The 23,639-nt window shown below is 70.5% G+C and carries 16 protein-coding genes; 9 read left to right on the forward strand and 7 right to left on the reverse strand.

Annotated features, from left to right (window positions below; genetic code table 11):
* Positions 1–314 precede the first annotated feature (314 nt).
* On the forward strand, positions 315–1,886 hold the full coding sequence (locus tag HEP74_RS19590) for a M4 family metallopeptidase (protein ID WP_185814281.1): 1,572 nt from the start codon (positions 315–317) through the stop codon (positions 1,884–1,886).
* 422 nt (positions 1,887–2,308) lie between these two features.
* Positions 2,309–3,580 (forward strand): DEAD/DEAH box helicase, encoded by a 1,272-nt coding sequence (locus HEP74_RS19595; RefSeq protein WP_185814282.1) that lies wholly within the window; start codon positions 2,309–2,311, stop codon positions 3,578–3,580.
* Between the two features lie 260 nt (positions 3,581–3,840).
* On the opposite strand, the gene HEP74_RS19600 is transcribed toward HEP74_RS19595, so the two are convergent.
* Positions 3,841–4,164, reverse strand: a complete 324-nt coding sequence (locus tag HEP74_RS19600; RefSeq protein WP_185814283.1) for a DUF6172 family protein — start codon at positions 4,162–4,164, stop codon at positions 3,841–3,843.
* 199 nt (positions 4,165–4,363) lie between these two features.
* Here HEP74_RS19600 and HEP74_RS19605 point away from each other — a divergent pair, with 199 nt between their 5' ends.
* On the forward strand, positions 4,364–5,125 hold the full coding sequence (locus HEP74_RS19605; protein WP_185814284.1) for an SDR family NAD(P)-dependent oxidoreductase: 762 nt from the start codon (positions 4,364–4,366) through the stop codon (positions 5,123–5,125).
* Positions 5,126–5,874: 749 nt separating this feature from the next.
* On the forward strand, positions 5,875–7,170 hold the full coding sequence (locus tag HEP74_RS19610) for a carbohydrate porin (protein ID WP_185814285.1): 1,296 nt from the start codon (positions 5,875–5,877) through the stop codon (positions 7,168–7,170).
* Positions 7,171–7,398: 228 nt separating this feature from the next.
* Here the strand turns inward: HEP74_RS19610 and HEP74_RS19615 are convergent, their stop codons facing one another.
* On the reverse strand, positions 7,399–8,031 hold the full coding sequence (locus HEP74_RS19615) for a Rossmann-fold NAD(P)-binding domain-containing protein (RefSeq protein WP_185814286.1): 633 nt from the start codon (positions 8,029–8,031) through the stop codon (positions 7,399–7,401).
* Between the two features lie 371 nt (positions 8,032–8,402).
* Between HEP74_RS19615 and HEP74_RS19620 the strand changes: the two genes are divergently transcribed.
* Together HEP74_RS19620 and HEP74_RS19625 are read left to right on the forward strand one after the other, a co-directional pair.
* On the forward strand, positions 8,403–9,329 hold the full coding sequence (locus HEP74_RS19620; protein WP_185814287.1) for a carbohydrate kinase family protein: 927 nt from the start codon (positions 8,403–8,405) through the stop codon (positions 9,327–9,329).
* A gap of 428 nt (positions 9,330–9,757) precedes the next feature.
* Positions 9,758–11,347, forward strand: a complete 1,590-nt coding sequence (locus HEP74_RS19625; RefSeq protein ID WP_185814288.1) for a GGDEF domain-containing protein — start codon at positions 9,758–9,760, stop codon at positions 11,345–11,347.
* A gap of 97 nt (positions 11,348–11,444) precedes the next feature.
* On the opposite strand, the gene HEP74_RS19630 is transcribed toward HEP74_RS19625, so the two are convergent.
* Complete coding sequence (locus tag HEP74_RS19630; protein WP_185814289.1) at positions 11,445–12,341, reverse strand: DUF808 domain-containing protein; 897 nt, start codon at positions 12,339–12,341, stop codon at positions 11,445–11,447.
* Between the two features lie 142 nt (positions 12,342–12,483).
* Between HEP74_RS19630 and HEP74_RS19635 the strand changes: the two genes are divergently transcribed.
* Positions 12,484–14,112: a dihydroxyacetone kinase subunit DhaK gene (locus tag HEP74_RS19635; RefSeq protein WP_185814290.1), complete on the forward strand. Its 1,629-nt coding sequence runs from the start codon at positions 12,484–12,486 to the stop codon at positions 14,110–14,112.
* A gap of 127 nt (positions 14,113–14,239) precedes the next feature.
* On the opposite strand, the gene HEP74_RS19640 is transcribed toward HEP74_RS19635, so the two are convergent.
* On the reverse strand, positions 14,240–15,400 hold the full coding sequence (locus tag HEP74_RS19640) for an XAC2610-related protein (protein ID WP_221893140.1): 1,161 nt from the start codon (positions 15,398–15,400) through the stop codon (positions 14,240–14,242).
* 185 nt (positions 15,401–15,585) lie between these two features.
* Between HEP74_RS19640 and HEP74_RS19645 the strand changes: the two genes are divergently transcribed.
* Together HEP74_RS19645 and HEP74_RS19650 are read left to right on the forward strand one after the other, a co-directional pair.
* Entirely contained in the window at positions 15,586–17,277 is a 1,692-nt protein-coding gene (locus HEP74_RS19645; RefSeq protein WP_185814291.1) for an ABC1 kinase family protein, read from the forward strand.
* A 508-nt stretch (positions 17,278–17,785) separates the two neighbouring features.
* Positions 17,786–18,448 (forward strand): TIGR02466 family protein, encoded by a 663-nt coding sequence (locus HEP74_RS19650; RefSeq protein ID WP_185814292.1) that lies wholly within the window; start codon positions 17,786–17,788, stop codon positions 18,446–18,448.
* Positions 18,449–18,504: 56 nt separating this feature from the next.
* On the opposite strand, the gene HEP74_RS19655 is transcribed toward HEP74_RS19650, so the two are convergent.
* The 3 genes from HEP74_RS19655 to HEP74_RS19665 all read right to left on the reverse strand — a co-directional run bounded on the left by HEP74_RS19655 (position 18,505) and on the right by HEP74_RS19665 (position 23,632).
* Positions 18,505–20,877: a mechanosensitive ion channel family protein gene (locus tag HEP74_RS19655; RefSeq protein WP_524540805.1), complete on the reverse strand. Its 2,373-nt coding sequence runs from the start codon at positions 20,875–20,877 to the stop codon at positions 18,505–18,507.
* A gap of 201 nt (positions 20,878–21,078) precedes the next feature.
* Positions 21,079–22,110: an NAD(P)H-quinone oxidoreductase gene (locus tag HEP74_RS19660; RefSeq protein WP_185814293.1), complete on the reverse strand. Its 1,032-nt coding sequence runs from the start codon at positions 22,108–22,110 to the stop codon at positions 21,079–21,081.
* Positions 22,111–22,357: 247 nt separating this feature from the next.
* Positions 22,358–23,632, reverse strand: a complete 1,275-nt coding sequence (locus HEP74_RS19665) for a histidine-type phosphatase (protein ID WP_185816723.1) — start codon at positions 23,630–23,632, stop codon at positions 22,358–22,360.
* Between the last annotated feature and the right edge of the window lie 7 nt (positions 23,633–23,639).

The following is a 23,639-nucleotide window of genomic DNA, read 5'->3' on the forward strand; positions in this document are numbered from 1 at the left end:
GCACTAACCTTTTGGTTTGTTTGGCACAGGCGCAGCCCACGCCATCGACGCCGCACGCTCGGCACGCAGCGGCAGGCGTGCCGCCCTGGCGCGCGTGGGAGCCGCACATCCGGCTCGCCATCCCAGATCGAAAGCCTGAACAAACGCTGTCTACCACGGCCCGTAACCGCATCGTTATGGTCGTTGCCAGGGGGACGGCACCGCGCCATTGGCCGCAACGCCGACGCACTTCCGCACACAACCGCAACTACCCGTGGCCGCCATGCGCAGCCGCGCCGGCACGACATTCCCTATCACTTGCGAGGAACACGAAGATGCCCCAGTCCATCCGCCACCGCCCGCTCGCGCTGCTGTCGCCGTTGCTGCTCGCCCTCGCCGCCACCTCGGCCATGGCCGCCGAGCGCGTGGACCTGCACGGCAAGGATCTCGGCACGCTCAACGTGCAGTACAAGGCCGCCACCACCAGCCTTGGCGGCGTTCCTGCCGCGGCCGCGGTGCGCCACGCCGAACTGATCGGCCTGGATGCCGAGTCCGCGCTGACCCTGCTGAGCAGCAGCACCGACGACGACGGCACCGTGCACAGCCGCTACCAGCAGACCTTCCGCGGCGTGCCGATCTGGGGCGAGCATGTCGTCGTCAGCGAGCGCAGCGACGGCAGTGTGCGCAGCCTGTTCGGGCGCTCGGTGGCGGGCCTGGCGAGCGAGCTGCCGGCCACGACCACGGCCGCCGCCAGCGCATTGCTGCCGGCCAGCCGCGCGCTGGACGTAGCCAAGCGTGCCGCGCTCGGTGATGCGCTGGCCGCGCGCCGCATCGAGCGCGCACAGGCGCCGCAGATGATCTACCTCGACGACGACGACCGCGCGCACATGGCCTACGTGGTGTCGTTCTTCGCCGACGCGCCGCAGGGCGGCGAGCCGACCCGGCCGTTCGTGATCGTCGATGCGCGCAGCGGCGCGATCCTGCGGCAATGGGACGGCCTGACCACCCGCGATGCCACCGGCCCTGGCGGCAACGCCAAGACCGGGCAGTACGAATACGGCACCAGCGGCAGCATCCACGGCTTCCTCGAGGTGGACAACAACTGCCGCATGCAGAACAGCACGGTCAAGTCGGTGAACCTCAACGGCGGCACCTCCGGCAGCACCGCCTACCAGTTCGCCTGCCCGCGCAACACCTACAAGGCCATCAACGGCGCCTATTCGCCGATCAACGACGCGCATTATTTCGGCGGCATCATCGAGAAGATGTACCGCGCCTATGCCGGGGTGGCACCGCTGAGCTTCCAACTTGTGATGCGCGTGCACTACAGCACGCGCTACGAGAACGCGTTCTGGAACGGGTCGACGATGACCTTCGGCGACGGCAACACCCGCTTCTATCCGCTGGTCAGCATCGACGTCGCCGGCCACGAGGTCTCGCACGGCTTCACCGAGCAGAATTCCGGCCTCACCTACTCCGGCCAGTCCGGCGGCATCAACGAGGCATATTCGGACATCGCCGGCGAGGCCACCGAGTACTACCTCAAGGGCAGCAACGATTTCCTGGTCGGCCCGGAGATCTTCAAATCCAACGGCGCGCTGCGCTACATGGCCAATCCGCCGCAGGACGGATCCTCGATCGACAACGCCGCCAACTACCGCAGCGGGCTGGACGTGCACTACTCCTCCGGCGTCTACAACAAGGCGTTCTACAAGCTGGCCACCACCTCCGGCTGGAACACGCGCACCGCCTTCGAGGTCTTCGCCCGCGCCAACCGCCTGTACTGGACCCCGAGCACCAGCTTCAACAGCGGCGCCTGCGGCGTGCGCACCGCGGCCAGCGACCTGGGCCGTCCGGTGGCGGCGGTGACGGCCGCGTTCAGTGCGGTCGGCGTGACCTGCCAGTAAGCGCGGCGCCGGTACTGCCTGCCGCACGGCCATCCCAGGTGGGTGACCGTGCGGTGGCATGGCAACGCGGCGTTGCAGGCGAACCCGCGCACGCGTGATCGCCGATGCGCATGGCGAGGTGCATGCGCGCCTCGCTTCCATGCACGACCGGTTCGGTAATGATCGAGGGCACGACCCCAGGTTTTCCGCGCGTCGTCTTGCCTGCGAGCGGCGGTTGGCGCGGCCATTTCCCACACGACGCCAGGGCATGCCGCAGCTGTCCGCTACCCCGGACTGACCATCTCTCGAATAGCGGCCATCGGACACCCCCAGGCGCGTGCGCCTCGCATAGGCGTCCGGCTGCGGGTAGGCTGCGCGGCTACGTCCGCCGCGGAGCATCGCGGCGACATCGGTTTCGCCGCCCACCTTCCGGACCTCGCTGCATGCCATTCACTACGCTGGGCCTCGCCCCCGAGCTGCTGCCCGCGTTCTCGCGCGCGCTCGACGCCGCCGGCTATACCGCGCCCACCGCGATCCAGGCGCAGGCGATCGCGCCGATCCTGCGCGGCGACGACCTGCTGGCCTGCGCCGCGACCGGCTCGGGCAAGACCGCGGCCTTCGCGCTGCCGCTGCTGCAGCGCGCGGCGCTGGCGCCGGCCAGCCGCCGCGTGCGCGGCCTGGTGCTGGTGCCGACCCGCGAGCTGGCCGCGCAGGTCGGCGACACCTTGCAGGCGCTGGGCCGCTTCCTGCCGCGGCGGGTCAAGGTGACCACGGTCGCCGGCGGCGCCTCGCTCAATCCGCAGATGCTGAAGCTGCGCGGCGGTGCCGACATCGTCGTGGCCACCCCGGGCCGACTGCTCGACCTGGTCGCGCACAACGCCGTGGATCTGGGCGCGGTGGGCACCTTGGTGCTGGACGAAGCCGACCGCCTGCTGGCGCTGGGCTTCGAAGCGGAACTGAGCCGTATCCTGGCACTGTTGCCGCGGCGTCGGCAGACCCTGCTGTTCTCGGCCACCTTCCCGGCCGAGGTGGAAGTGCTTGCGCAACGCCTGATGCGCGGACCGCGACGCATCGGCGAGGACGCGGCCGCCGCGGCCCCGGCGACGATCCGCCAGCGTGCGATCGAAGTGGACAGCGGGCAGCGCACTGCGCTGCTGCGGCACCTGCTGCACAGCGAGGCCTGGCCGCAGGCGCTGGTGTTCGTGGCCAGCCAGCGCGGCGCCGACAATCTGGCCGAGAAGCTGGGCAAGGCCGGCGTGCTGGCGCAGCCGTTCCATGGCGAACTGAGCCAGGGCCGCCGCAACCAGGCGCTGGCCGGCTTCCGGAGCGGCCAGGTGCAGGTCCTGGTGGCCACCGACGTGGCCGCGCGCGGCCTGGACATCGCGCAGCTGCCGGTGGTGGTCAACTACGACCTGCCGCGCGCCACCGCCGACTACACCCACCGCATCGGCCGCACCGGGCGCGCCGGTGCCGACGGCCTGGCGCTGAGCTTCGTCGATGCGGCCAGCGAGGCGCACCTGCGCCTGATCGAAAAGCGCCAGCACCTGCGCGTGCCGCGCGAGCGCATCGCCGGTTTCGAACCGACGCACACGGCCGCGCCCGCCGCCGAGGCAGCGCCGCAGACCGGCGGCATCAAGGGCAAGCGCCCCAGCAAGAAGGACAAGCTGCGCGCGGCGAACGCGCAGGGCGGCGGTGCGTTGCCTGCGAAGGAGTGAGCGCGTTCGCGGCGCTGATCGCGGCCGGCGGTCCGAGATGCGCGCGCTGTTTTGCAACGCGGCGGGCGCCAGCGATTCGATGCATTGCGCGCGCCGATCCTGTCGGTCGCGGCTGAAGCCGCTCCTACAGTCCCTTCGGCCAGCTTCTGTAGGAGCGGCTTCAGCCGCGACAGCAACCGAACGCCCCCGTATCAATCACCGCGGCCGATGACCCGAAGGCCACCCGCATCCACTCCAAACAGGAGCGGCGGCACCCACGCTCAATCGTCGAACGGATCGGCCACCGCGGCATCGCCCTGCGGCCGCGGCGTGCGCTTGCCCGGCTTGCTGCGGATTTCCACATAGAACTGGGTGCCGCCCGTGGCGACCAGCGCGTCGATCGAACGCAGCAACTCGGCCGGCGGCACCACCGCGGCGCTGGCTTCCTCGGCGCCGAACAGCGTGTCGAAGTCCCAGTAGTCGGCGCCGGCCGGCAAGGCCTTGCGGCGTTCGCGGCGGATGTACTTGCGGATGTCGTGCTTGCTGGCGTCGAGCAGGCGGTCGGGGTGCTTGCCTTCGATGCGGAGCTGGTAGGTCTTCTTCACTGCGGGGAGGATCCTGAAAAGAGGGAACGCGGCGGCCGGCATGCGCGGCGCTGGCCGCGGGCGGCGGCGCGTGGGCAGGCCCTGCGGCCGGCCGCCTGCATGCGCGGCGGGCCGCCATGGTGCCAGAACCCGGCCCCGCGCTGCGCATTGGCCGATAATCGGTGCCCGGCGCATGCCGGCGCCGCCGCAGGAGTTGCCGATGACCGACCCTTCCGCCTTCGCGGGCTGCCGCGTCCTCGTCGCCGGCGCCAGCCGCGGCATCGGCCTGGCGATCGCCGACGCCTTCGCCCGCCACGGCGCCGCGCTGGCGATCTGCGCACGCAATCCCGCCGGCCTGACCGAGGCGGCCGAGCAGTTGCTCCGCCACGGCCATCCGGTGTCGCGGCTGACCTGCGACCTGGCCGATCCGGCGCAGATCCAGCGCTGGGTGGCGCACGCGGCCGACACCCTGGGCGGCATCGACGTGGTGGTCAACAACGCCTCCGGCTACGGCCATAGCGACGACGACGCCAGCTGGCAGGCCGGGTTCGACATCGACCTGATGGCCGCGGTGCGCTGCAACCGCGCCGCGCTGCCGCTGCTGCGCGCCAGCCAACGCGCCTGCATCCTCAACATCAGCTCGATCAACGCACTGCGGCCGACGCCGCGGGTGCCGGCGTACTCGGCGGCCAAGGCCGCGCTGAATTACTACACGACCACCCTGGCCGCCGAACTGGCGCGCGAACGGATCCGGGTCAATGCGATCGCGCCCGGCTCGATCGAGTTCCCCGGCGGGCTGTGGGACCAGCGCCGCGCGCAGCAGCCGGAGCTGTACCGGCGCATCCGTGCCGCCATTCCGTTCGGCGACTTCGGCGCGCTCGAGGACGTCAGCAACGCCGCACTGTTCCTGGCCTCGCCGCAGGCGCGCTGGATCACCGGGCAGGTGCTGGCGGTGGACGGCGGGCAGTCGCTGGGCGCCTGAACCACGCTGCGACGCCCGCCGGGCAAGCGGCGCCGCGCCGCAACGCATCTCCAACAGCGGCACCGCTCGTGCGGCAGGAAGACATTGCCAGGCGGATGCGGCGGCGGGCCGACCCGGCAGGGATGACAGACGCCAGCAACCCGGCCCTGCAGCAGCCGTCGTGGAGGTACGCCACACAGCGCGCGCCATCGCGGCGGCTTCTGCGCCCATTCCGGACGCTGCGATGCAGCAAAACATGCCCCGCGCCGCCCTTCCCGAAGCGGCAGCGGCGATAAGCGAAAGTCGCAGCGCACCTCACTCGAACGCCAGAAACCCGCGCCACGCAAGGCACGACGGGGGCGGTGGACCATGCACTGGATTTGGCGATCGCTGCCAATCCTGAACAAAGAAAAACAAGAAAGTTCTAATTCGAAAAATAACGAACATCAAACGAACGTGGCGACGATATGCTCCGGTCACAGGGGTTGTATCCACGTTCACCCAGCCCAGCGCAGCGCGTCGCGATGGGCGACCGGGAGGCCATGTGTTCCATCCGTGCACCGACACCGTCATCCGTAAAGCTTCCCGCCTCCAACGGCATGCCCGCGGATCCTGTCGCCCTGCGCACCTCAGCCTCAGACCACGCACCGCCACGACCGCCGCCACCCAGGCGCCGTTCGCCACCCTGTGCCGCGCGGCAGCCGCCGCGCCGGCGTCCTTTCCATGACCGGCCGCGCGCACCCGCCGGCCCCGCACAAAGCGAGTCGCCCATGAACAAGAAGACCCCATGCCTCGTCCTGGCGGCACTGTCGGCAGCGCTGTGCTGCGCGCAGGCCGCGGCGCAGGATTTCGATCCGGCCAAGACCCTGACCGGGGATTGGGGCGGCGCGCGCACCCGGCTGGTCGACAGCGGCGTGGACCTGCGCCTGTCCTACACCGGCGAGTTCGCGCACAACAACTCCGGCGGCAGCCGCGACGATACCTACGCCTATGCCGACCAGTTCTTCCTGGCCGGCACCTTTGACCTGGACAAGCTGTGGGCCTGGCATGGCGCCACCTTCAAGGTCGAAGTGGCCAACCGCAACGGCGACTCGCTCAACGACACGGCCGGCTTTCCCACCCTGCTGGCGGTGCAGGAGATCCACGGCCGCGGCTCGGTGACGCGCCTGAGCCAGTTCTCGCTGACCCAGGACCTGTTCGACGACCGCCTCAGCATCAAGCTCGGCCGCCTCTACGCCAACGGCGATTTCTTCTCGTTCTCCTGCAAGTTCCAGAACCTCAGCTTCTGCGGCGGCCTGCCCGGCTACGTCAGCAACGGCTGGTACGTCGATCCGATCAGCCAGTACGGCGCGGTGGTCGCGTTCAAGCCCAACGACGCCTGGCGCTTCAAGCTCGGCGCCTACGACGTCAACCCGAACAACCTGGACCGCGACCAGGGCCTGAAACTGCGCACCGACGGCGACAGCAAGGGCACGCTGGTGGTGGCCGAGATCGAATACCTGCCCACCTTCGGCGACGGCCTGCAGGGCCATTACCGCGTCGGCGGCTGGCGCAACAGCGCCGACTACCGCAATACCGTCACCGTCAGCGGCCTGCCGTCGGACGTCAGCGCCGACGCCACCGCGACGATGGACAGCGAAAGCGGCTACTACGCCATGGCCGAGCAGGTGCTGTGGCGCGCGCCCGGCGGCGGCACGCTGCGCCTGTTCGGCAACTGGGTGCAGGCCGACAAGGACACCGACCGCATCGACCAGATGCTGCAGCTGGGCGCGTGGCTGGACGCGCCGTTCGCCTCGCGTCCTTACGACCGCATCGGCTTTGCCGCCGGTCGTACCCGCGTCAGCGAACGCCTCGGCGCTGCGCAGCGCCGCTACAACGCCGCGCTGCCGGCCGGCGCGACGACGGTGGGCGTGCAGGAATACGAATATCCGCTGGAACTGAACTACCAGTACGCCATCACCCCGGCGCTGTCGCTGATGCCGAACCTGCAGTACATCCGCAACGCCAACGGGATCAAGGACAACAACGGCGTGGTCGGCGGCCTGCGCGTCAGCATGAACTTCTGATCGCCGCGCGCAGCGTCGCGTCGATGGCGACGTTGCGTGGCGCCATGCAGCAGGCGCCACGCGCGCGGGCGGGAGTCGCGGGAACGCGGCGACGCTACTTGCATGGCAAGTCGCCGTCGCATCGCACTTCGGCCAGTGCGATGCGGCGGCATCGCATGCGGGTCGCAGCACAGCGCACGGCGACATGACCATCCCACTAGCGTTGACGGGCCGTAGCCCGTCACGCGCTCAGGCCAGGCGTTCGGAACCGATCACCTGGCAGCCGGCCCGCGGCCGCAACGCGCTGTCCACCAACGCGGCGGCGATGCGCGCGGCGGGATTGATCCGGTAACGCCGCGGCAGCAGCGGCCCGAGCATCCCGAGCACGACGGCGGCGGCGCGCTCGGCCGCACGCGGCTGCGCGCGCTCGCCGCCGATCAGGCCCGGGCGTACCAACGTGAGCGAGGCGAAGCCCAGCGCCTGCAGGTCGCGCTCCAGTTCGCCCTTGACCCGGTTGTAGAACAGGCGCGAGCGCGGATCGGCGCCGAATGCCGAATTCAGCGCGAACGCGGTGGCGCCGTGCTGCCGCGCCAGCCGCGCGATCGCCAGCGGATATGCGTGATCGACGCGGCGAAACGCCTCGCGCGAGCCGGCCTGCTTCATGGTGGTGCCGAGCGCGCAGATTGCGGCATCGGCCGGCCACCACGGCGCCTGCGCCGGCAATTGCGCGAAATCGACCAACGGGTTGTCCAGCTTGGCGTGCACGACATCCAGCGCGCGCCGGGTCGGCGCGACCACTGCGCTGCATTCCGGCGCGGCAAGCAACTGCGCCAGCACATGCGAGCCGACCAGGCCGGTGGCACCGGCGAGCAGGATCTTCATCGAAAGCGCCCTTGCGCGATGGGTGGATGAAGCTACGCCGATCGCGGGCACATGGGCAAGGTGCGGTCGGGGCGCGCGAGCGAGCGGCTCCCGTATCCACGAGACGCTTCGCGCCGGACCCTCACCCCAACCCCTCTCCCGGTGGGAGAGGGGCTACGGCTGCTCCCTTCTCCCCTCGGGAGAAGGTGCCCCGAAGGGGCGGATGAGGGTACGGGCGCAGCCTCGCACCCTCAAACACAAAAGCAGCATGCCTACACAAGCAGCCACCACCCCGCACCAGCGCCCATGGTCGCCGCGCCACAGCTTGTACGCCACAATAGCCGCCCATCGCGCCGCCCCGGCGCCGCTGCAGCCAACCGAGGAGCCGTTCGATGTTCGTGGTGTGTGGAGAGGCCCTGTACGACATCTTCATCGACGGCTACGCCGGCACCTCGGTCGGCATGACCGCGCGCCAGGGCGGCTCGCCGTTCAACGTGGCGATCGGCCTGGCCCGGCTCGGCACGCCGTCGGCACTGTTCACCGGCCTGTCCACCGACCCGCTCGGCCGCCAGCTGCGCAGCACCCTGGAACGCGAGGGCGTGGCGCTGCAGCACTGCATCGACAAGCGCGAGGCGACCACCCTGGTGATGGTCGCGCTGGACGCGCAGGGCGTGCCCAACTATTCGTTCTACGGCACCGGCTGCGCCGACCGCGCGCTGACCGCGGCCGACCTGCCGGCGCTCGACGCCACGGTCGGCGGCCTGCATTTCGGCTCCTACACCCTGGTCGCCGAGACCACCGCCAGCACCTTCCAGGCGCTGGCCGAGCGCGAACGCGCGCAGCGGCTGATCTCGCTGGATCCGAACGTGCGGCCGACGGTGGAGCCGGACATGGCGGTGTGGCGCGCGCGGCTGGCGCGCTGGATCGCGCTGGCGCACGTGGTCAAGGTCAGCCAGGAAGACATCGAGCTGCTGTATCCGCAGCAGGATCCGTTCGCGATCGCGCGCAGCTGGCTGCAGCAGGGTCCGTCGCTGGTGGTGATGACCCTGGGCGGCGATGGCGCAGTGGCCTGGCGCGGCGACGCCGAGGCGCGCGTGGCCGGGCGCGCGGTGCAGGTTGCAGATACCGTCGGCGCCGGCGACAGCTTCCAGGCCGCGCTGCTGCACCAGTTGCCCGACTTGGCCGCGCTCGCCGCGCTGGACCAGTCGGCGCCGGCGCTGCAGCGATTGCTGGACTTCTGCGTGGCCGCGGCGGCGATCAACTGCACCCGCGCTGGCGCCAATCCGCCCAGCCTGGACGAGGTCCGCGCCGCGCTCTAGGGCGCGTCATCGAATCCGGGCAGGTCGCGTGGGATCTGCCGGGGTGCCAACCGGTGCTGCATGCGCAGCGCCCGATCGATGGTCAGGCCGGGCCTCGCGCCTGCTGCCGCCCTGAACAGGCGCACCCGCAGGGCCACGCTTGTGCACCCGCGGCGCTACGTCATCGCCCGAGCGTAGACATTTCGCACATCCCGGTTCTCTCTTGCCTCGTGCACGCGCAGGAATGGCGCGATGGGAGATGCCTGCAGCGCTTGGCGTCTACGCGGCAAGAAAGCGAGCAAGTGGACATTCGTCCACGCCGGGACGATCGTAGGGCGCCCGCCGCCGGCTCAAGCGCACGCCGCCAGCGCCGATATCCTGTTCCTGAGTATCGCCATGGGCGCCGCGTTTGCGGCAGGGCGGTGCGTTCTATTGGAGGAAGCGTCCGCATGCCGGATCAACGCGACGAGCCGCCGACGGGCGGGCTGCGCAAGCTGTTGTCGCCGCGCCGGCGCGAACCGGCGGCACCGGCCGCTTCCGCGGTGGCGCGGCATGGCGCGCATGGTGCCGCGCCTGCGGCGGCGGGCGAGCACGCCGATCCGGCCGCGGCCACCGCGGCGCTGATCCGCCTGTTCAACCACGCCCACCAGCCGCTGGAACTGCTCGGCGCCTTCGCCGACGGCATGGCCGGCCTGCACGGCGAACTCGGCGACATGGGCCGGCGCCTGCAATCGGCGGCCGCCAGCGGCGACTGGCCCAGCTACGGCCGTGCGCTGCGCCAGCTGATCGACAAGTACATCCGCACCATCGACGTCGGTGATCCGCTGGCCGGGCCCAGCGACACCGAACGCCTGCGCGACCTGCTGCGCCAGGCGATCGCCGGCGCGCTGGCCTCGCTGCTGCACAACCTGCCGGAACTGGCCAACGAAGCGGAGGCCACCGGCGAGGCGCTGCGCCAATGGCGCCCGGGCCTGCCGCTGGAGCCGGTGGCGCAGCGCGTGCGCGAGCTGTGCCACCAGATCGCGCTGCGCGCCAGCGACAGCCAGGAGCAGCAGACGCTGCTGCTGGGCCTGTTCGACCTGCTGCTGGAAAACGTCGGCGAACTGCTCGACGACACCAGCTGGCTGCAGGGCCAGATCGCGGTGGTGCGCGACATGATCAGCGGCCCGCTGGACCGCTATTCGATCGAGGAAGCGCGCGGCAGCCTGCGCGAGGTGATCTACAAACAGGGCCTGCTGAAGCAGGGTATCGCCGAATCCAAGGAGGCGATGAAGGACATGATGGTGTCCTTCGTCGAGAACCTGGACGGCATGGCGATCAGCACCAGCGAGTTTCACGACCGCATCGCCGACTACTCGCAGACCATCCGCGACGCGCGCAGCATCGGCGACCTCAACCGCCTGCTGCAGGAAGTGCTGCAGGACACGGGCCACGTGCAGCAGCAGGCGCTACGCGCGCGCGACCACCTGATCGCCGCACGCCAGGAAGTGGACGCGGCCGAGCAGCGCATCCTGCGCCTGGAACAGGAACTGCAGGACGTCAGCGGACTGGTGCGGGTGGACCAGCTCACCGGCAGCCTCAATCGGCGCGGGCTGGACGAACTGTTCGCGCGCGAGCTGGTGCGCACCGAGCGCAGCGCCCAGCCGCTGTGCGTGGCGATGCTGGACCTGGACGATTTCCGCAAGCTCAACGAGATCTACGGCCATCCCGGCGGCGACGCCGCGTTGCGCCACGTGGTCGAAGTGGCGCGCACCACCCTGCGCGGCAGCGACGCGATCGCGCGCTTCGGCGGCGAGGAATTCCTGCTGCTGATGCCCGACTGCACCATCTTCGAAGCGTCCGCGGCGGTGACACGGGTGCAGCGCGCGCTGGCCCAGCGCGCGGTGGTGCACGAGGACCAGCGCGTGTTCGTCAGCTTCAGCGCCGGCGTGGCAATGCGCCGCCCCGGCGAGACCCAGGACGTGCTGATCAAGCGCGCCGACCGCGCCCTGTACGAGGCCAAGAAGGCGGGCAAGAACCGGGTGGTTTCCGTGGACTAGCGCCGGCGCCTTGCGCCGGCGTGGGATTGGGGATTGGGCATTCGGGATTGGCAAAAGCGCGAGCGCGCCGCTTTTGCGAATCCCCAATCCCGAATCCCTAATCCCGGATTTTCTTGAACAACAACACCGCCCCCAGCACCAGTGCCCCGGCCACGATGCCGACCAGCGCATTGCCCAGGTTGAGTACCACGCTGCCCCAGGCGCCCTGCGGCGCGATGCCTTCGAGGGCGTGGTGCAGCGGGCCGATGCTGTGCACCAGGATGCCGCCGCCGACCAGGAACATCGCCGCGGTGCCGGCGATCGACAGCACCCGCATCAGCCACGGCGCCAGCCACAGGATGCCGCGGCCGATCGCCGCGGCGGCGGCGCCCTTGCGGGTCAGGTACAGGCCCAGGTCGTCGAGCTTGACGATGCCGGCGACCAGGCCGTACACGCCGACCGTCATCGCCAGCGCGATCGCCACCAGCACCATGACCTGCTGGGAGAACGGCACCCCGGCGACTACGCCCAGCGACAGCACGATGATCTCCGCGGACAGGATGAAATCGGTGCGGATCGCGCCCTTGACCTTGTCCTTCTCCAGCGCGACCACGTCAACCTTTTCGTCGGCCAGCGCCTGCAGCTGCTGCGCGTGGCGCTGCGCATCCTCGTCCTTGGAATGCAGGAAGCGGTGCGCCAGCTTCTCCACGCCCTCGAAGCACAGGAACGCGCCGCCGATCATCATCAGCGGGGTGATCGCCCACGGCAGCCAGGCGCTGATCGCCAGCGCCGCCGGCACCAGGATCGCCTTGTTGAGCAGCGAGCCCTTGGCCACCGCCCACACCACCGGCAACTCGCGGTCGGCGTTGACCCCGGTGACCTGCTGCGCGTTCAGCGCCAGGTCGTCGCCGAGCACGCCGGCGGTCTTCTTCGCCGCCACCTTGGTCAGGATCGACACGTCGTCGAGCAGCGAGGCGATATCGTCGAGCAGGGTGAACAGGCTGGCGCCGGCCATGCGGGGATTCCATTCGGGGGTGAGTGGGGATTCTCGCCGATTCCGCGCGCCCGGTGCGTGATCGCCGCCGCCGGCCTCAGCCGCGCATAACGTCGGCTCGGCTACCGTGCGCGACAGACCCGCCGCTCCGCCAAGGACCCCCATGGACCAGTTCCTCACCGCCCCCCGCGCCATCGTCGACGACGTGCTCGACGCCGTCGCCGCGCTGCAACCGCTGCTGCGCTCCGATCCGGCCAGCGGCACCCGCATCGTGCTGCAGGCCGAGCGCGACCCCGCGCAGGTCGCGGTGCTGTCCGGCGGCGGCGCCGGCCACGAACCGGCGCATGCCGGCTTCGTCGGCCCCGGCATGCTCAGCGGTGCGATCGCCGGCGACCTGTTCGCCTCGCCCGGCGTGGAAGCGGTGCTGGCCGCGATCCGCGCCTGCGCCGACGCGCCCGGGGTGCTGCTGGTGATCAAGAACTACACCGGCGACCGGCTCAACTTCGGCCTGGCCGCCGAGCGCGCCCGCGCCGAAGGCATCGACGTGGCCAGCGTGCTGGTCGCCGACGACATCGCCCTGCCCGACGCCGCCCAGCCGCGCGGCATCGCCGGCACCGTGCTGGTGCACAAATACGTCGGCCACCTGGCCCGCGAGGGCGTGGCGCTGGCCGAGCTGGCCCGGCGCGGCCAGGCCTTCGCCGACCGCCTGCTGTCGCTGGGCATGGCCCTGTCCAGCTGCACCGTGCCCGGCCAGCACACAGGCCGCCGCGCGCCGGAGTTGGGCCTGGGCATCCACAACGAGCCGGGCACGCGCAAGGTGCAGCCGGCCTCGGTGGAAGAAGCGCTGGCGCTGGTGCTGGACCCGTTGCTTGAACAGGCCGACGCGCGCTACGGCGCCAATGCGCCGCTGTTGCTGATGCTCAACGACCTGGGCGGCTGCTCCACCCAGGAACTGGGCGTGCTGACCCGGCTGGCGGTGCAGCGCATCGGCACCGGGCGGATCGCGTTGATGACGCTGCCGGCGGCGCTGATGACCTCGATGGACATGCACGGCTTCTCGATCACCCTGGCGCCGGCCGATGCCGACGTGCTCGCCGCGCTGCGATCGCCGGTGCAGACCCTGGGCTGGCCGGGCGTGCGCGTGCCGCACGCGCCCACCCACTTCACTCCGGCGTTGTCGCGCAGCGACGCGCACCGGCACGGCGCCCGCGACCCCCAACGCGGCGCGGCCCTGGCGCGGGTGGCGCAGGCGCTGATCGGCGCACAGGCGGAGCTGGACGCGCTCGATGCGCAGACCGGCGACGGCGATGCCGGCAGCACCTTCGCCGCCGGCGCCCGCGCACTGCAGCAGGCGCTGGACGAGGACGCGTTGGCGACCGGCGAAGCCGCGCCGCTGGCGCACGGCCTGGCGGCGACGATCGAACGCAGCATGGGCGGTTCCAGCGGCGTGCTGCTGTCGATCCTGTTCACCACCGCCGCCACCGAACTGGAGGCCGGACACGGCTGGGTACCGGCGCTGCAGGCCGGCGTGGCGCGGATGCAGCACTACGGCGGCGCGCAGCGCGGCGATCGGACCATGCTCGACGCGCTGCTGCCGGCGCTGGAGGCCCTGGCGCGTAGCGGCAGCGCCGACGACGCGGCGCGCGCGGCACGTACCGGCGCCGACGCCACCGCGCAGCTGACCCAGGCCCGCGCCGGCCGCTCGGCCGCGGTGCCGGCGGACGCACTGCGCGGCGTGGTCGATCCAGGTGCAGAGGCGGTGGCGCGCGCCTTCGCGGCGTGGGGCCCGTAGCTGCCTTGCTGTTGTAGGAGCGGCTTCAGCCGCGACAGGCACTCTCCGGGAAGACCCTGTCGCGGCTGAAGCCGCTCCTACAGGGAACATCGATGCGCACTAGGAACATTGATGCGCGGCGCCCGCCTTACTGCGCCGCAGCGGCCTGTGCGGCGCTCAGTGCCTGCGCCACCGCCTGCAACGATCCATGGACCGAGCCGGGCTGCAGGGCCAGCGGCTGGGTCTTGCCGCGTACGACGACCTCCATGCGCTGCGGCACGCCCTGGGCGTCGCCGACGATGCGGTAGGTGGTGGCGTCGCGCACGAAGCTCAGCGTGTGCCGCGCTGCATCGTAGGCGAAGGTTCCGTCTCCGTCATCCGGATACAGCAAATCCACTTGCTGCTGCGCGCCGATCGCCGCGTAGTACGGCGTACGGGCCTCGTCGTCGCCCACGTTGGCGAACACCACGATGCGCTTGCCGGACGGCGCCAGGCGGAATTCGAGCAGGATCTTGCGTGCGCCCAGCGCGGTGCCGCCCTCCTCGTCCCACAGGTAGTGCTCCTCCGCCACGCGCTTGCCGCCCTGGTCCCGGTAGCGGGTTTCCGTGTCCAGTCCGGAAGAGCGGCCGGTGGCGTCGTTGACCACTTCGCTCTCCAGCAACGGCTCGCCATCGCGCACCGTGTACACCTTGAATTGATGCCAGCAGCAGCCGTCCTTGGTCATGGTGCGGATCTCGCGCGCCTTCGCATCCACCTCGAACATGCCGCAGTTGTTCTGCGCCAGGTCGGTGAACCCCGGGCTCGGCGCGAAGCCATCGGCGGTACCCAGGTACACCTGGTACGACGGGCCGTGGTAGCAGCTGTTCTGCCCGTCCATCAGCGCCAGGTCCTTGATCCCGTCGAAATTGAAATCGGCGTAGATCAGTACGCTCTGCTCGCCGTACGGCAGTTCGTGCACGTTGGCCTTGACCTTGCCGCCCTTGGCATCGGTGTCCAGCACCAACTCGGGCGAGGCCACCTCGATCAGCGGCGTGGTACCGCCGCGCGCGAACACGCGCACGATACCGGGGCGGAACACCTCCTCGTTCGCCTCCACTTCCAGCGTCGCCCGGTAGCGCTCGGAAAAATCCTGGACCTTGTAGGTGACGCGTTCGCTGCCGGCGAACGCCTGAGCATCGAACCCCTCGTCGGCATAGCGGTCCGTCTCGGCAGCCGCCGTCGCCGACAACAGCGCGCCCAGCAAGACCAGGCCGCAGCGCCACACGGCACGCGTGGGAACGGGAACGGCGCGCGCAGAGGGAAACAGCATGACGAGTCCTGGGAAGTGGCAGCCTGTGCCTGGAGGCGGAAGTCTAGAGCAGCAACTGCGCTTGCGCCGGCACACTCCCGGCTCCCCGTCCCCCAATGTCGCCGCACCGCCGGCAGATTCACCGGGCGACGACCCGGCCCCGGCCACACTGGCCTCCGCATTCCCTGCCTATCTGGAGCCTGACCTTGAGCGCGACGCCCGACGCTGCGGAGACCACCCAGGTAGTCGGCGGCCTCAGCCGCCGCACCCAGATCCTGCGCCTGCTGCTGCGCTACCGCAGCTCCGGGGTGTTCTCCGGCATGGACATGGAAAGCGCCGACGGCGTGCACGAGTTGCCGCCGGAAGGCACGCCCGAGCAGTTCGTCACCGACCTGGAAGCGCTGGGCCCGACCTTCGTCAAGCTCGGGCAGATGCTGTCCACGCGCCCGGACGTGGTGCCGCCGGAATTCGCCACCGCGCTGGAGCGGATGCAGGAAAACACCGCGCCGATCCCGGTGGAACGCATCCGCGAGATCGTCGAGTCCGAACTCGGGGTGGCGGTCAACAAGGCCTTCTCCGCGTTCGACGACACCCCCCTGGGCACCGCCTCGCTGGCACAGGTGCACCGCGCTGCGCTGCGCGACGGCACGCCGGTGGCGATCAAGGTGCAGAAGCCCGAGGTGGCCGCGCAGGTGCGCTCGGACCTGGAGGTGCTGAAGAGCTTCGCCAGCGCCGCCGACAAGCTGACCGGGCTGGGCCGGCGCATCCGCTTCGCCGACTGGCTGGCCGAGTTCGGCAAGGCGCTGCTGGCCGAGCTGAACTACGAAGCCGAAGCGGAGAACCTGGCGCGCTTCGGCGACCACCTCAAGCCGTTCCCGCAGCTGTGGGTGCCGCAGCCGATCTGGGACCTGAGCAGCCGCAAGGTGCTGACCATGCAGCTGGCCGAAGGCGTGCGCGTGGACAAGATCTCCGGGCTGCGCCGCACCGAGCAGCCGATGGACGACCTGGCCGCGGCGCTGGTGCGCGGCTACCTGGACCAGATGTTCGTGCATGGCGAGATCCATGCCGATCCGCACCCGGGCAACCTGCGCGTGCTGAGCGACGGGCGCCTGGCGATCTTCGACCTGGGCATGGTCGCGCACGTGCCGCCGAAGCTGCGCGAGCGCCTGCTCAAGCTGCTGTTCGCCGCGGTCGATGGCCGCGGCGAGGAAGTGGCCGAGGAGACCATCGCGCTGAGCACGCGGCTGGAAGATTTCGACGAGGATCACTACCAGCGCGAGACCGGGCAGATGATCGCGCGCTACGCCGCGCACGACGCCACCTCCGAAGGCCGCGTGGTGCTGGACCTGGTGCGCATCGCCACCGCCTACGGGCTGCGCACGCCGCCGGAACTGAGCCTGCTGGGCAAGACCCTGCTGAACCTGGAGGCGGTGTGCCGCACGCTGTCGCCGGGCCTGGACACGCGCAGCGTGGTCGAGGACCAGTTGCAGCACGTGATGCGCGCGCGCCTGAAGAAATCGCTGTCGGCGGCGAACCTGGCCAGCGAGGCGATGGAGATGCAGGCTCTGCTGCGCGAAGGCCCGCGCAAGTTGTCGGACATCCTGACCCTGGCTGCGGAGAACCGCCTGCAGGTGCGCGTGGCCGGGCTGGAGGAATCGCGGCTGATGGAAAGCCTGCAGAAGATCGCCAACCGCGTCGCCGCCGGCATCGTCACCGCCGCGCTGATCCTGGCCTCCACGCAGATGATGCGCATCGACACCGGCGCCAAACTGTTCGGCTATCCGGCCATCGCGATGGTGCTGTTCCTGCTCGGCGTGGCGCTGGGCCTGGGCATCGTCGCCAGCGCGGTGCTGTTCGACCGGCGCGCGCACGCCCGCGAAGAGCGCGGGCGGCGCTAGGGCCGCGGCGCCGGCCGAAGCCCGACCAGGTCGCGCCGGGTTTGACGGATAGCCAGCAAATGCGGCGCGGCTTGTCGGCTGAGACTGGCGGTCAGGTCGCGCCGCTCGGGGCCGGACCGCGGACGGCAGGCACAATCGAGGCCACGCTTGCGCATGCACGGCGCAGCATCATGGCCCGGGCATGCGCATGCCGTTGGCTTCCTTCTTGTTGCCGCATCCGCGGGCAAGCGTGGCGCGATCTGCACGCGGCTGGGTGACACACGCCACCGGAATGATGCCGCTAGACTGATGCCCGGCAGCCTTGCTGCCGGAGCGGTTTCGATCGCGACGATCGTTACGGCTTCGCGTGAATCAATGGGCAGCAGATCAACGCTCATGGACGAAGCAGTAAAGCAGCCTGTGCAGAGCGACGGGCAAAACGGCATTTCCACGCCATGCGAGGAAGCGCCAGCAATACCGCAAGGCTCACGCAGCGAAAAACGGCCCGTAGATACCAGAAACTTCGAACATGTCACTTCATCCGAAACTCGTTGTCCCTGAGCAGATCGAGATACACCGGTTGTTTGCCACGCCCCTGGCTCAGATCGCGCATCCAGCGGCCAAACGTCTCAATGAAATGCTGAAAGAGGAGATCGATCGGAACAGGGCCGAACACCCGGCCGGCGTGCGCCACAGCAATGCGGGGGGATGGCAGTCCAGTGCGGACTTCAACGAATGGGGCGGCGAAGGCGCCATGGCGCTGACCGCGTACGCCAGAGAACTGGCCTATGCGTTGACCGCTGTCTACCATCCGCAGCATGGATTGGTCGTGCCCGAGTTCGAGTGGAAGATCAATGCCTGGGCAAACGTCAACAATGCCGGGGATTCGAACGCGCAACACGCGCATCCCGGCGCATTCTGGTCGGGCGTCTACTGGGTGGACGATGGTCGCGACGCTGGCCAGGAGGTTGGCGGAGAACTGCAGTTTCTCGACCCGAGAGGGGTCATGCCCTCGCTCTACAATCCGGAACTCAAGATCCGCATCGCAGGCTGCCTGAGTGCGGGATTGACCACCTCCGTCGCTCCCGAGAGCGGCACCCTGGTCATGTTCCCTGCCTGGCTCCTGCACTCGGTCAGCGTGTTTACCGGTTCGCGGCCGCGCATCTCGGTCGCGTTCAACTTCAGCGCCTGAGCGAACACCCCCGTTCCGGTCGGCAGCGCATCGGTTGAAAACGCCGCCGCCCGCGCTCACGGCTCCTTGCGCAGCAGCCGCACTTCCTGCGGCGATTCCAGTGCGATGCCCTCGTCGGCCAGGCGCTGCAGCAGGCTGAAGAACAGATCGCTGCGGATGCCGTAGACCAGCCGCGGATTGCCGACGTAGGCGAAGCTGTTGAGGGTGACGTGGCCGCTGGCGATGGAGTCGATGAACACCGACGGCGCCGGATCCTCCAACACGCCCGGATGCGCCGCGTAGAGTTCCAGCAGCAGCGCGCGCAGCTTGACCATGTCGGTGCCCAGCGACACCGCGAACTGGATCTGCACCCGGCCCAACGGCCCGGCCAGGGTCATGTTGCGCAGGGTCTTGGTGATCAGCTCGGAGTTGGGCACGATCAGCGTGGAGCGATCGCCGACCTGGATCTCGGTGGAACGCACGCTGATCTTGCGCACGTCGCCTTCCTGGTCGCCGATCTTGACCCAATCGCCGATCTTGACCGGGCGCTCGGCCAGCAGGATCAGCCCGGACACGAAGTTCTGGATGATCGACTGCAGGCCGAAGCCGATACCCACCGACAGCGCGCTGACCACCAGCGCGATCTGCGCCACCTCGATCCCCGATGCCGCCAGCGCGCACAGCGCGGCCAGCAGGATGCCGACATAGCGGGCCACCGTGCTGACCGAATTGCGCGAACCGTCGTCCAGTTCGGTCTTCGGCAGGTAGGTCCCGGTCAGCCAGCGATGGATGTACTGCATCGCCAGCATGCCCAGGCCCAGCACCAGCAGCGCGCGCAGCACGGCGCCCGGATACAGGTGGCTCTTGCCGATCGGGATGCCCTGCGACAGCAGCGAGAACCAGTCGGTGAAGGTCGACACGTTGGTGCCGAACGGCATCAGCAGCGCGCCCAGGCCGATCAGCAGCAGCGCCACCCGCACCACTGCCGAGGTCAGCACGCCGGCCTGCTCCAGTTGACTGGGGCGCACGCCGAACGCGCCGTTGGCGGCGCGACCGATGCGGCCTTCGCTGGCGAACAGCCACAGCGCGAAATCGTCGGCGAAGGTCATCAGCAGGCGGATCGCGCCGACGATCATGGTGATCCAAATGATCTGCCGGGTGATGAACAAGCCCAGGTACAGATAGCCCAGCAGCGACGCCAGCAGCGCCACCACCACCACCACCCGCACCAGCACCCCGACCAGCGCCAGCGCGCCGCCATGCTGTCCGGGCGGCGGCGGTTGGCCGTTTTCCAGCGCCTGCGCCGCGGCCTCGGCGTACTGGCGCCGGCGCAGCCGCGACAGGCTGGTCAGGATCGCCAGGATCAGCACCGCGTAGGCCAGCGCGATCACGCCATCGGCGGCCACCGTGGCCGACGCGCTGGTGTGGCTGGCGCGGTTGATCACCAGCAGCATGCTGCTGACCCAGGCCAACGTCGCGGTGGCCCAGGTGTACTTGCGCAGGCGCCGCGCGGTGGCGTCGTCGATCGGGAACAGCCGCCATGACGGCTGGTTCGGCAGCAGCACGCTGGCGCCCAGCGAGCCCATGAACGCGGCGGCGAAGCTGTACACGACGAAGCCGCGCAGCACGCTCTCCAGCGCGGTCGGCACCGCGCCGATGCTGCGCAGGGTCTCGGCCAGCACCAGCGCGGCCAGGCCGGGGGTGAGCGTGCCCAGCAGCAGGAACCACAACGCCAGGCCGGAGCGGCGCAGGCGGCTGCCCGGCGCGCGCGACACCGCGTAACGCTTGCCCAGCCAGCGCAGCAGGTAGCGCAGCGGGAACAGCAGCACGAACGCGATGGTCAGGCCGATGCCAAGCGCGCCGCTGCCGTTTTCGACGATCGCGTCGTCCAGCGCCTTTGCGCCCAGCTGGTACAGGGCGAGCAGGCGATCGCGGTCGGCGGGGAAATCGCTGGCGATCTGCCGCCACAGCGACGGCGACAACGGCGAGGTCGAACGCAGCGACAGCTCCTGGCTGAAGTGCTCGGCCTGCACGTTTTCGATTTCCTCGCCGAGCTGCTTGGCCTCCACCGCCAGCAGCTTGCCGCGCTTGATTCCCGAATCCAGCGGTGCGCGCTGCTTGGCCAGGTCCTTGCGCTGCGCGGCGATGTCCTTCGCCTCGCCATCGGCGGCCGGGCCGAGCTGCTGCAGCCGCGCATCGACCTGGGCCAGCTGCGGGGTCAGCGCCGCGACCGCGGCCTCGGCATCGCGCTGCGCATCGGCCACCTGCCCGATCAGCTTGCGCAGCGCCTCCTGGTCGTCGGCGTTGTCCACGCTGCGCCGCGCGTCCTGCAGGGTCTGCTCGGCGCCGCTCAGCAAGGCCTGCGGGTCGGGCGCCTGCGGCTCATCCTGCGGCTGCGCGCTCGCCGCCGCGCTCAGGCACAGGAACAGCAGCAACAGCGAACGGCGCAACAACGGCAGCAGCAGGGCGGAACGGGAAGGCAGGCGCACGCGGGGGACCGGCAGGGAAGCGCGGACCACCGCGCGTGCGGCGCAATATACGGCGTGGCGCTTGAACAGGGCCAGCGGCGTGCGGCCGGTGGGCGTCTGTCGCGGCTGAAGCCGCTCCTACACAGAGCTTCCTGTAGGAGCGGCTTCAGCCGCGACAGGGTCTCACTGCCCCGCCCCGGCCTGGGTCAGCAGCACGATCTTGCCGATATGCGCGCTGGATTCCATCCGCGCATGCGCCTGCGCCGCGTCGGCCAGCGGGAAGCAGCGGTCCAGCTGCGGCTTGATCCGGCCCTGTTCCAGCAGCGGCCAGACCTGCTGCTCCAGCTCGCGCGCGATCGCCGCCTTCTCCATCACCGAACGCGCGCGCAGGGTGGAACCGGTATGGGTCAGGCGCTTGGCTAGCAGCGGCATCAGGTCCAGCTCACGGACCTTGCCCTGCTGGATGCCGATCTGCACGATGCGCCCGTCCAGCGCCGCCGCCTGATAGTTGCGCGGCAGGTAGTCGCCGCCGAGCAGGTCCACGATCACGTCGGCGCCGCGGCCGCCGGTCAGGCGCAGGGTCTCGGCGACGAAGTCCTCGTCGCGGTACAGGATCGCCGCCTGCGCGCCCAGCGCCAGGCTGGCGGCGCGCTTGTCGGCCGAGCCGACGGTGCTGATCACCCGCGCGCCGAACGCAGTACCGAGCAGCGTGGCGACGCTGCCGATGCCGGAGGTGCCGCCGTGCACCAGCATGGTCTCGCCGGCCTGCAGGCGGCCGCGCTGGAACACGTTGGCCCAGACGGTGAAGAAGGTCTCCGGCAGCGCCGCAGCCTCGGCCAGGCTCAGCGGTGCCGGCACCGGCAATGCGTTGCGTTCGTGCACCACGGCGTATTCGGCATAGCCGCCGCCGGCGACCAACGCGCACACCGCATCGCCGAGCCGGTAGCGCTCCACGCCCTCGCCCAGCGTCACCACCTCGCCGGCGAACTCCAGCCCCGGCAACGGCGACGCGCCGGGCGGCGGCGGATAGCTGCCGCGGCGCTGCATCACGTCGGGGCGGTTGACCCCGGCCGCGGCGACCCGCACCAGCAGTTCGCCGCGGCCCGGATGCGGCAGCGGCAGGCGCACCGGCACCAGCACCTCCGGCTCGCCGGGGTGGCGGATCTCGATCGCGGTCATCGAATCGGGGAGCGACGCGGCGGACATCGGGGACATGGCGGGAACCTTCAAAGACGGCGCGGCGCCACGCGGGCGCGCAGCGCGGGAACCGCGATGATCGGCCTTCGCCGCGTTGCGATCCGTGATGGCGCGCGCAGGGTGCCAGACACAGCCCCTCGAAAATCGGAGGGACATCATGCAGCTGGTTTAGGAGCGGCTTCAGCCGCGACCGGACGCTACCGGTGAGGCCCGGTCGCGGCTGAAGCCGCTCCTACAGGGGGCGCAACGCGACGAGACGATTGCGCTAGTCCCCGACCACCGCGGCCTGCACCGGCCACGGCGTCAACGCCGGCACGTCGGCCTGCACCTGCTGCGCGTCCAGCCGCGCCTGCAGCGCCGGCAACGCGACCGCCAACGGACAGCGCAGACGGCCGCCGCAACCAGGCAGCGGCCAGCGCCGCTCGCGCAGCCGGTCGCCGTCGAAGCGGTTGTCGCGCAGTGCCTGCAAGGTCGGCACCACGCTGCGCAGTTGCAGATAGTCGCGGCCGCGCTGCCGCACCAGGTCCAGCAGCAGCGCGCCGCCGGGCGGATAGGCATCGGGCTGGCCGCGCACCGGGCCGGGCACGCCGAGCAGGCCGGCCAGATGCGCCAGGTTGGTGTCGTGGCCGAGCAGCAGCAGCGCGCGGGTGTGCGCCGGTGCCAGCGGCGCCACCGCCGGGGTCTGTCCGGCCGCGGCCTGCAGCGTCGCCAGCAGGTGCGCGAGCAGGTTGGAGCCGCCGGCACGCGCCGCCGGCAGGGCGCGCTTGCTGTGGTCGAAGGAGGCGTTGTGCAGCCCGATCAGGCGTTGCAGGGCGGTCGCATCGGCGCGGCCCCACGCCACCTGCGGTAGCGCCAGGCCCTGCGCATATTCCAGCATCAGGTTCTCGGCCAGGCTGCCCGCGGTCTTCAGCAGCTTGGCCGCCTGCGCGGGATCGTGCAGCCGCTGCGGATCGTCCAGGCGCGGCGTGTCCTGGCCAGGCGCTTGCGCGGCGCAGGCGGCGCCCCGGCAGCCGGACAGGACCTGCTGCAGTTCGCCCAGCCGCTTACGCGTGGCCGCATCCGGATGCAGCGGCGCGGCCACCGCGTCGTCGTCCTTGTCGTCGTTTTTGTCCTTGCCGGCCGCGTAATGGAACAGCGGGTTGTTCTGTGCGATCGGCAGCGCCAGGTACTGGGCGCGACAGCCCGGCTGCAGCCCTTCGCCGAAGGCCGCGGCGCTGGCGTGGTTGCGCGGCGTGCTGTCGGCGATCAGCACCACCTGCGCCTGGCCGCAGTCAGGCGCCAGCACGCCCTCCTTCAGCCAGCGCTGCCGATAGCGCGCGCCCAGTGCCTGCATCCCCGCCGCGCCGTGCGCGGTGAGCATGCCCGGCGCCACCGGCCATTGCGGCCAGGGCTGCGCCGCGTACCTGGCCAGCGCTTGCGGGTCCTGGGTCGGCGCGCGCACGCCGTGGCGCATCACCACGATGCTCAGGCGCACTTGCGCTGGCGCGTTTGCGCCGGCGCGCGCCGCGGCCGCGGCCGGCAATGCCGCCGCGGCCAGCATCAACAGC

The organism is Xanthomonas sp. SS, assembly GCF_014236835.1.
Classification (GTDB): Bacteria; Pseudomonadota; Gammaproteobacteria; order Xanthomonadales; family Xanthomonadaceae; genus Xanthomonas_A.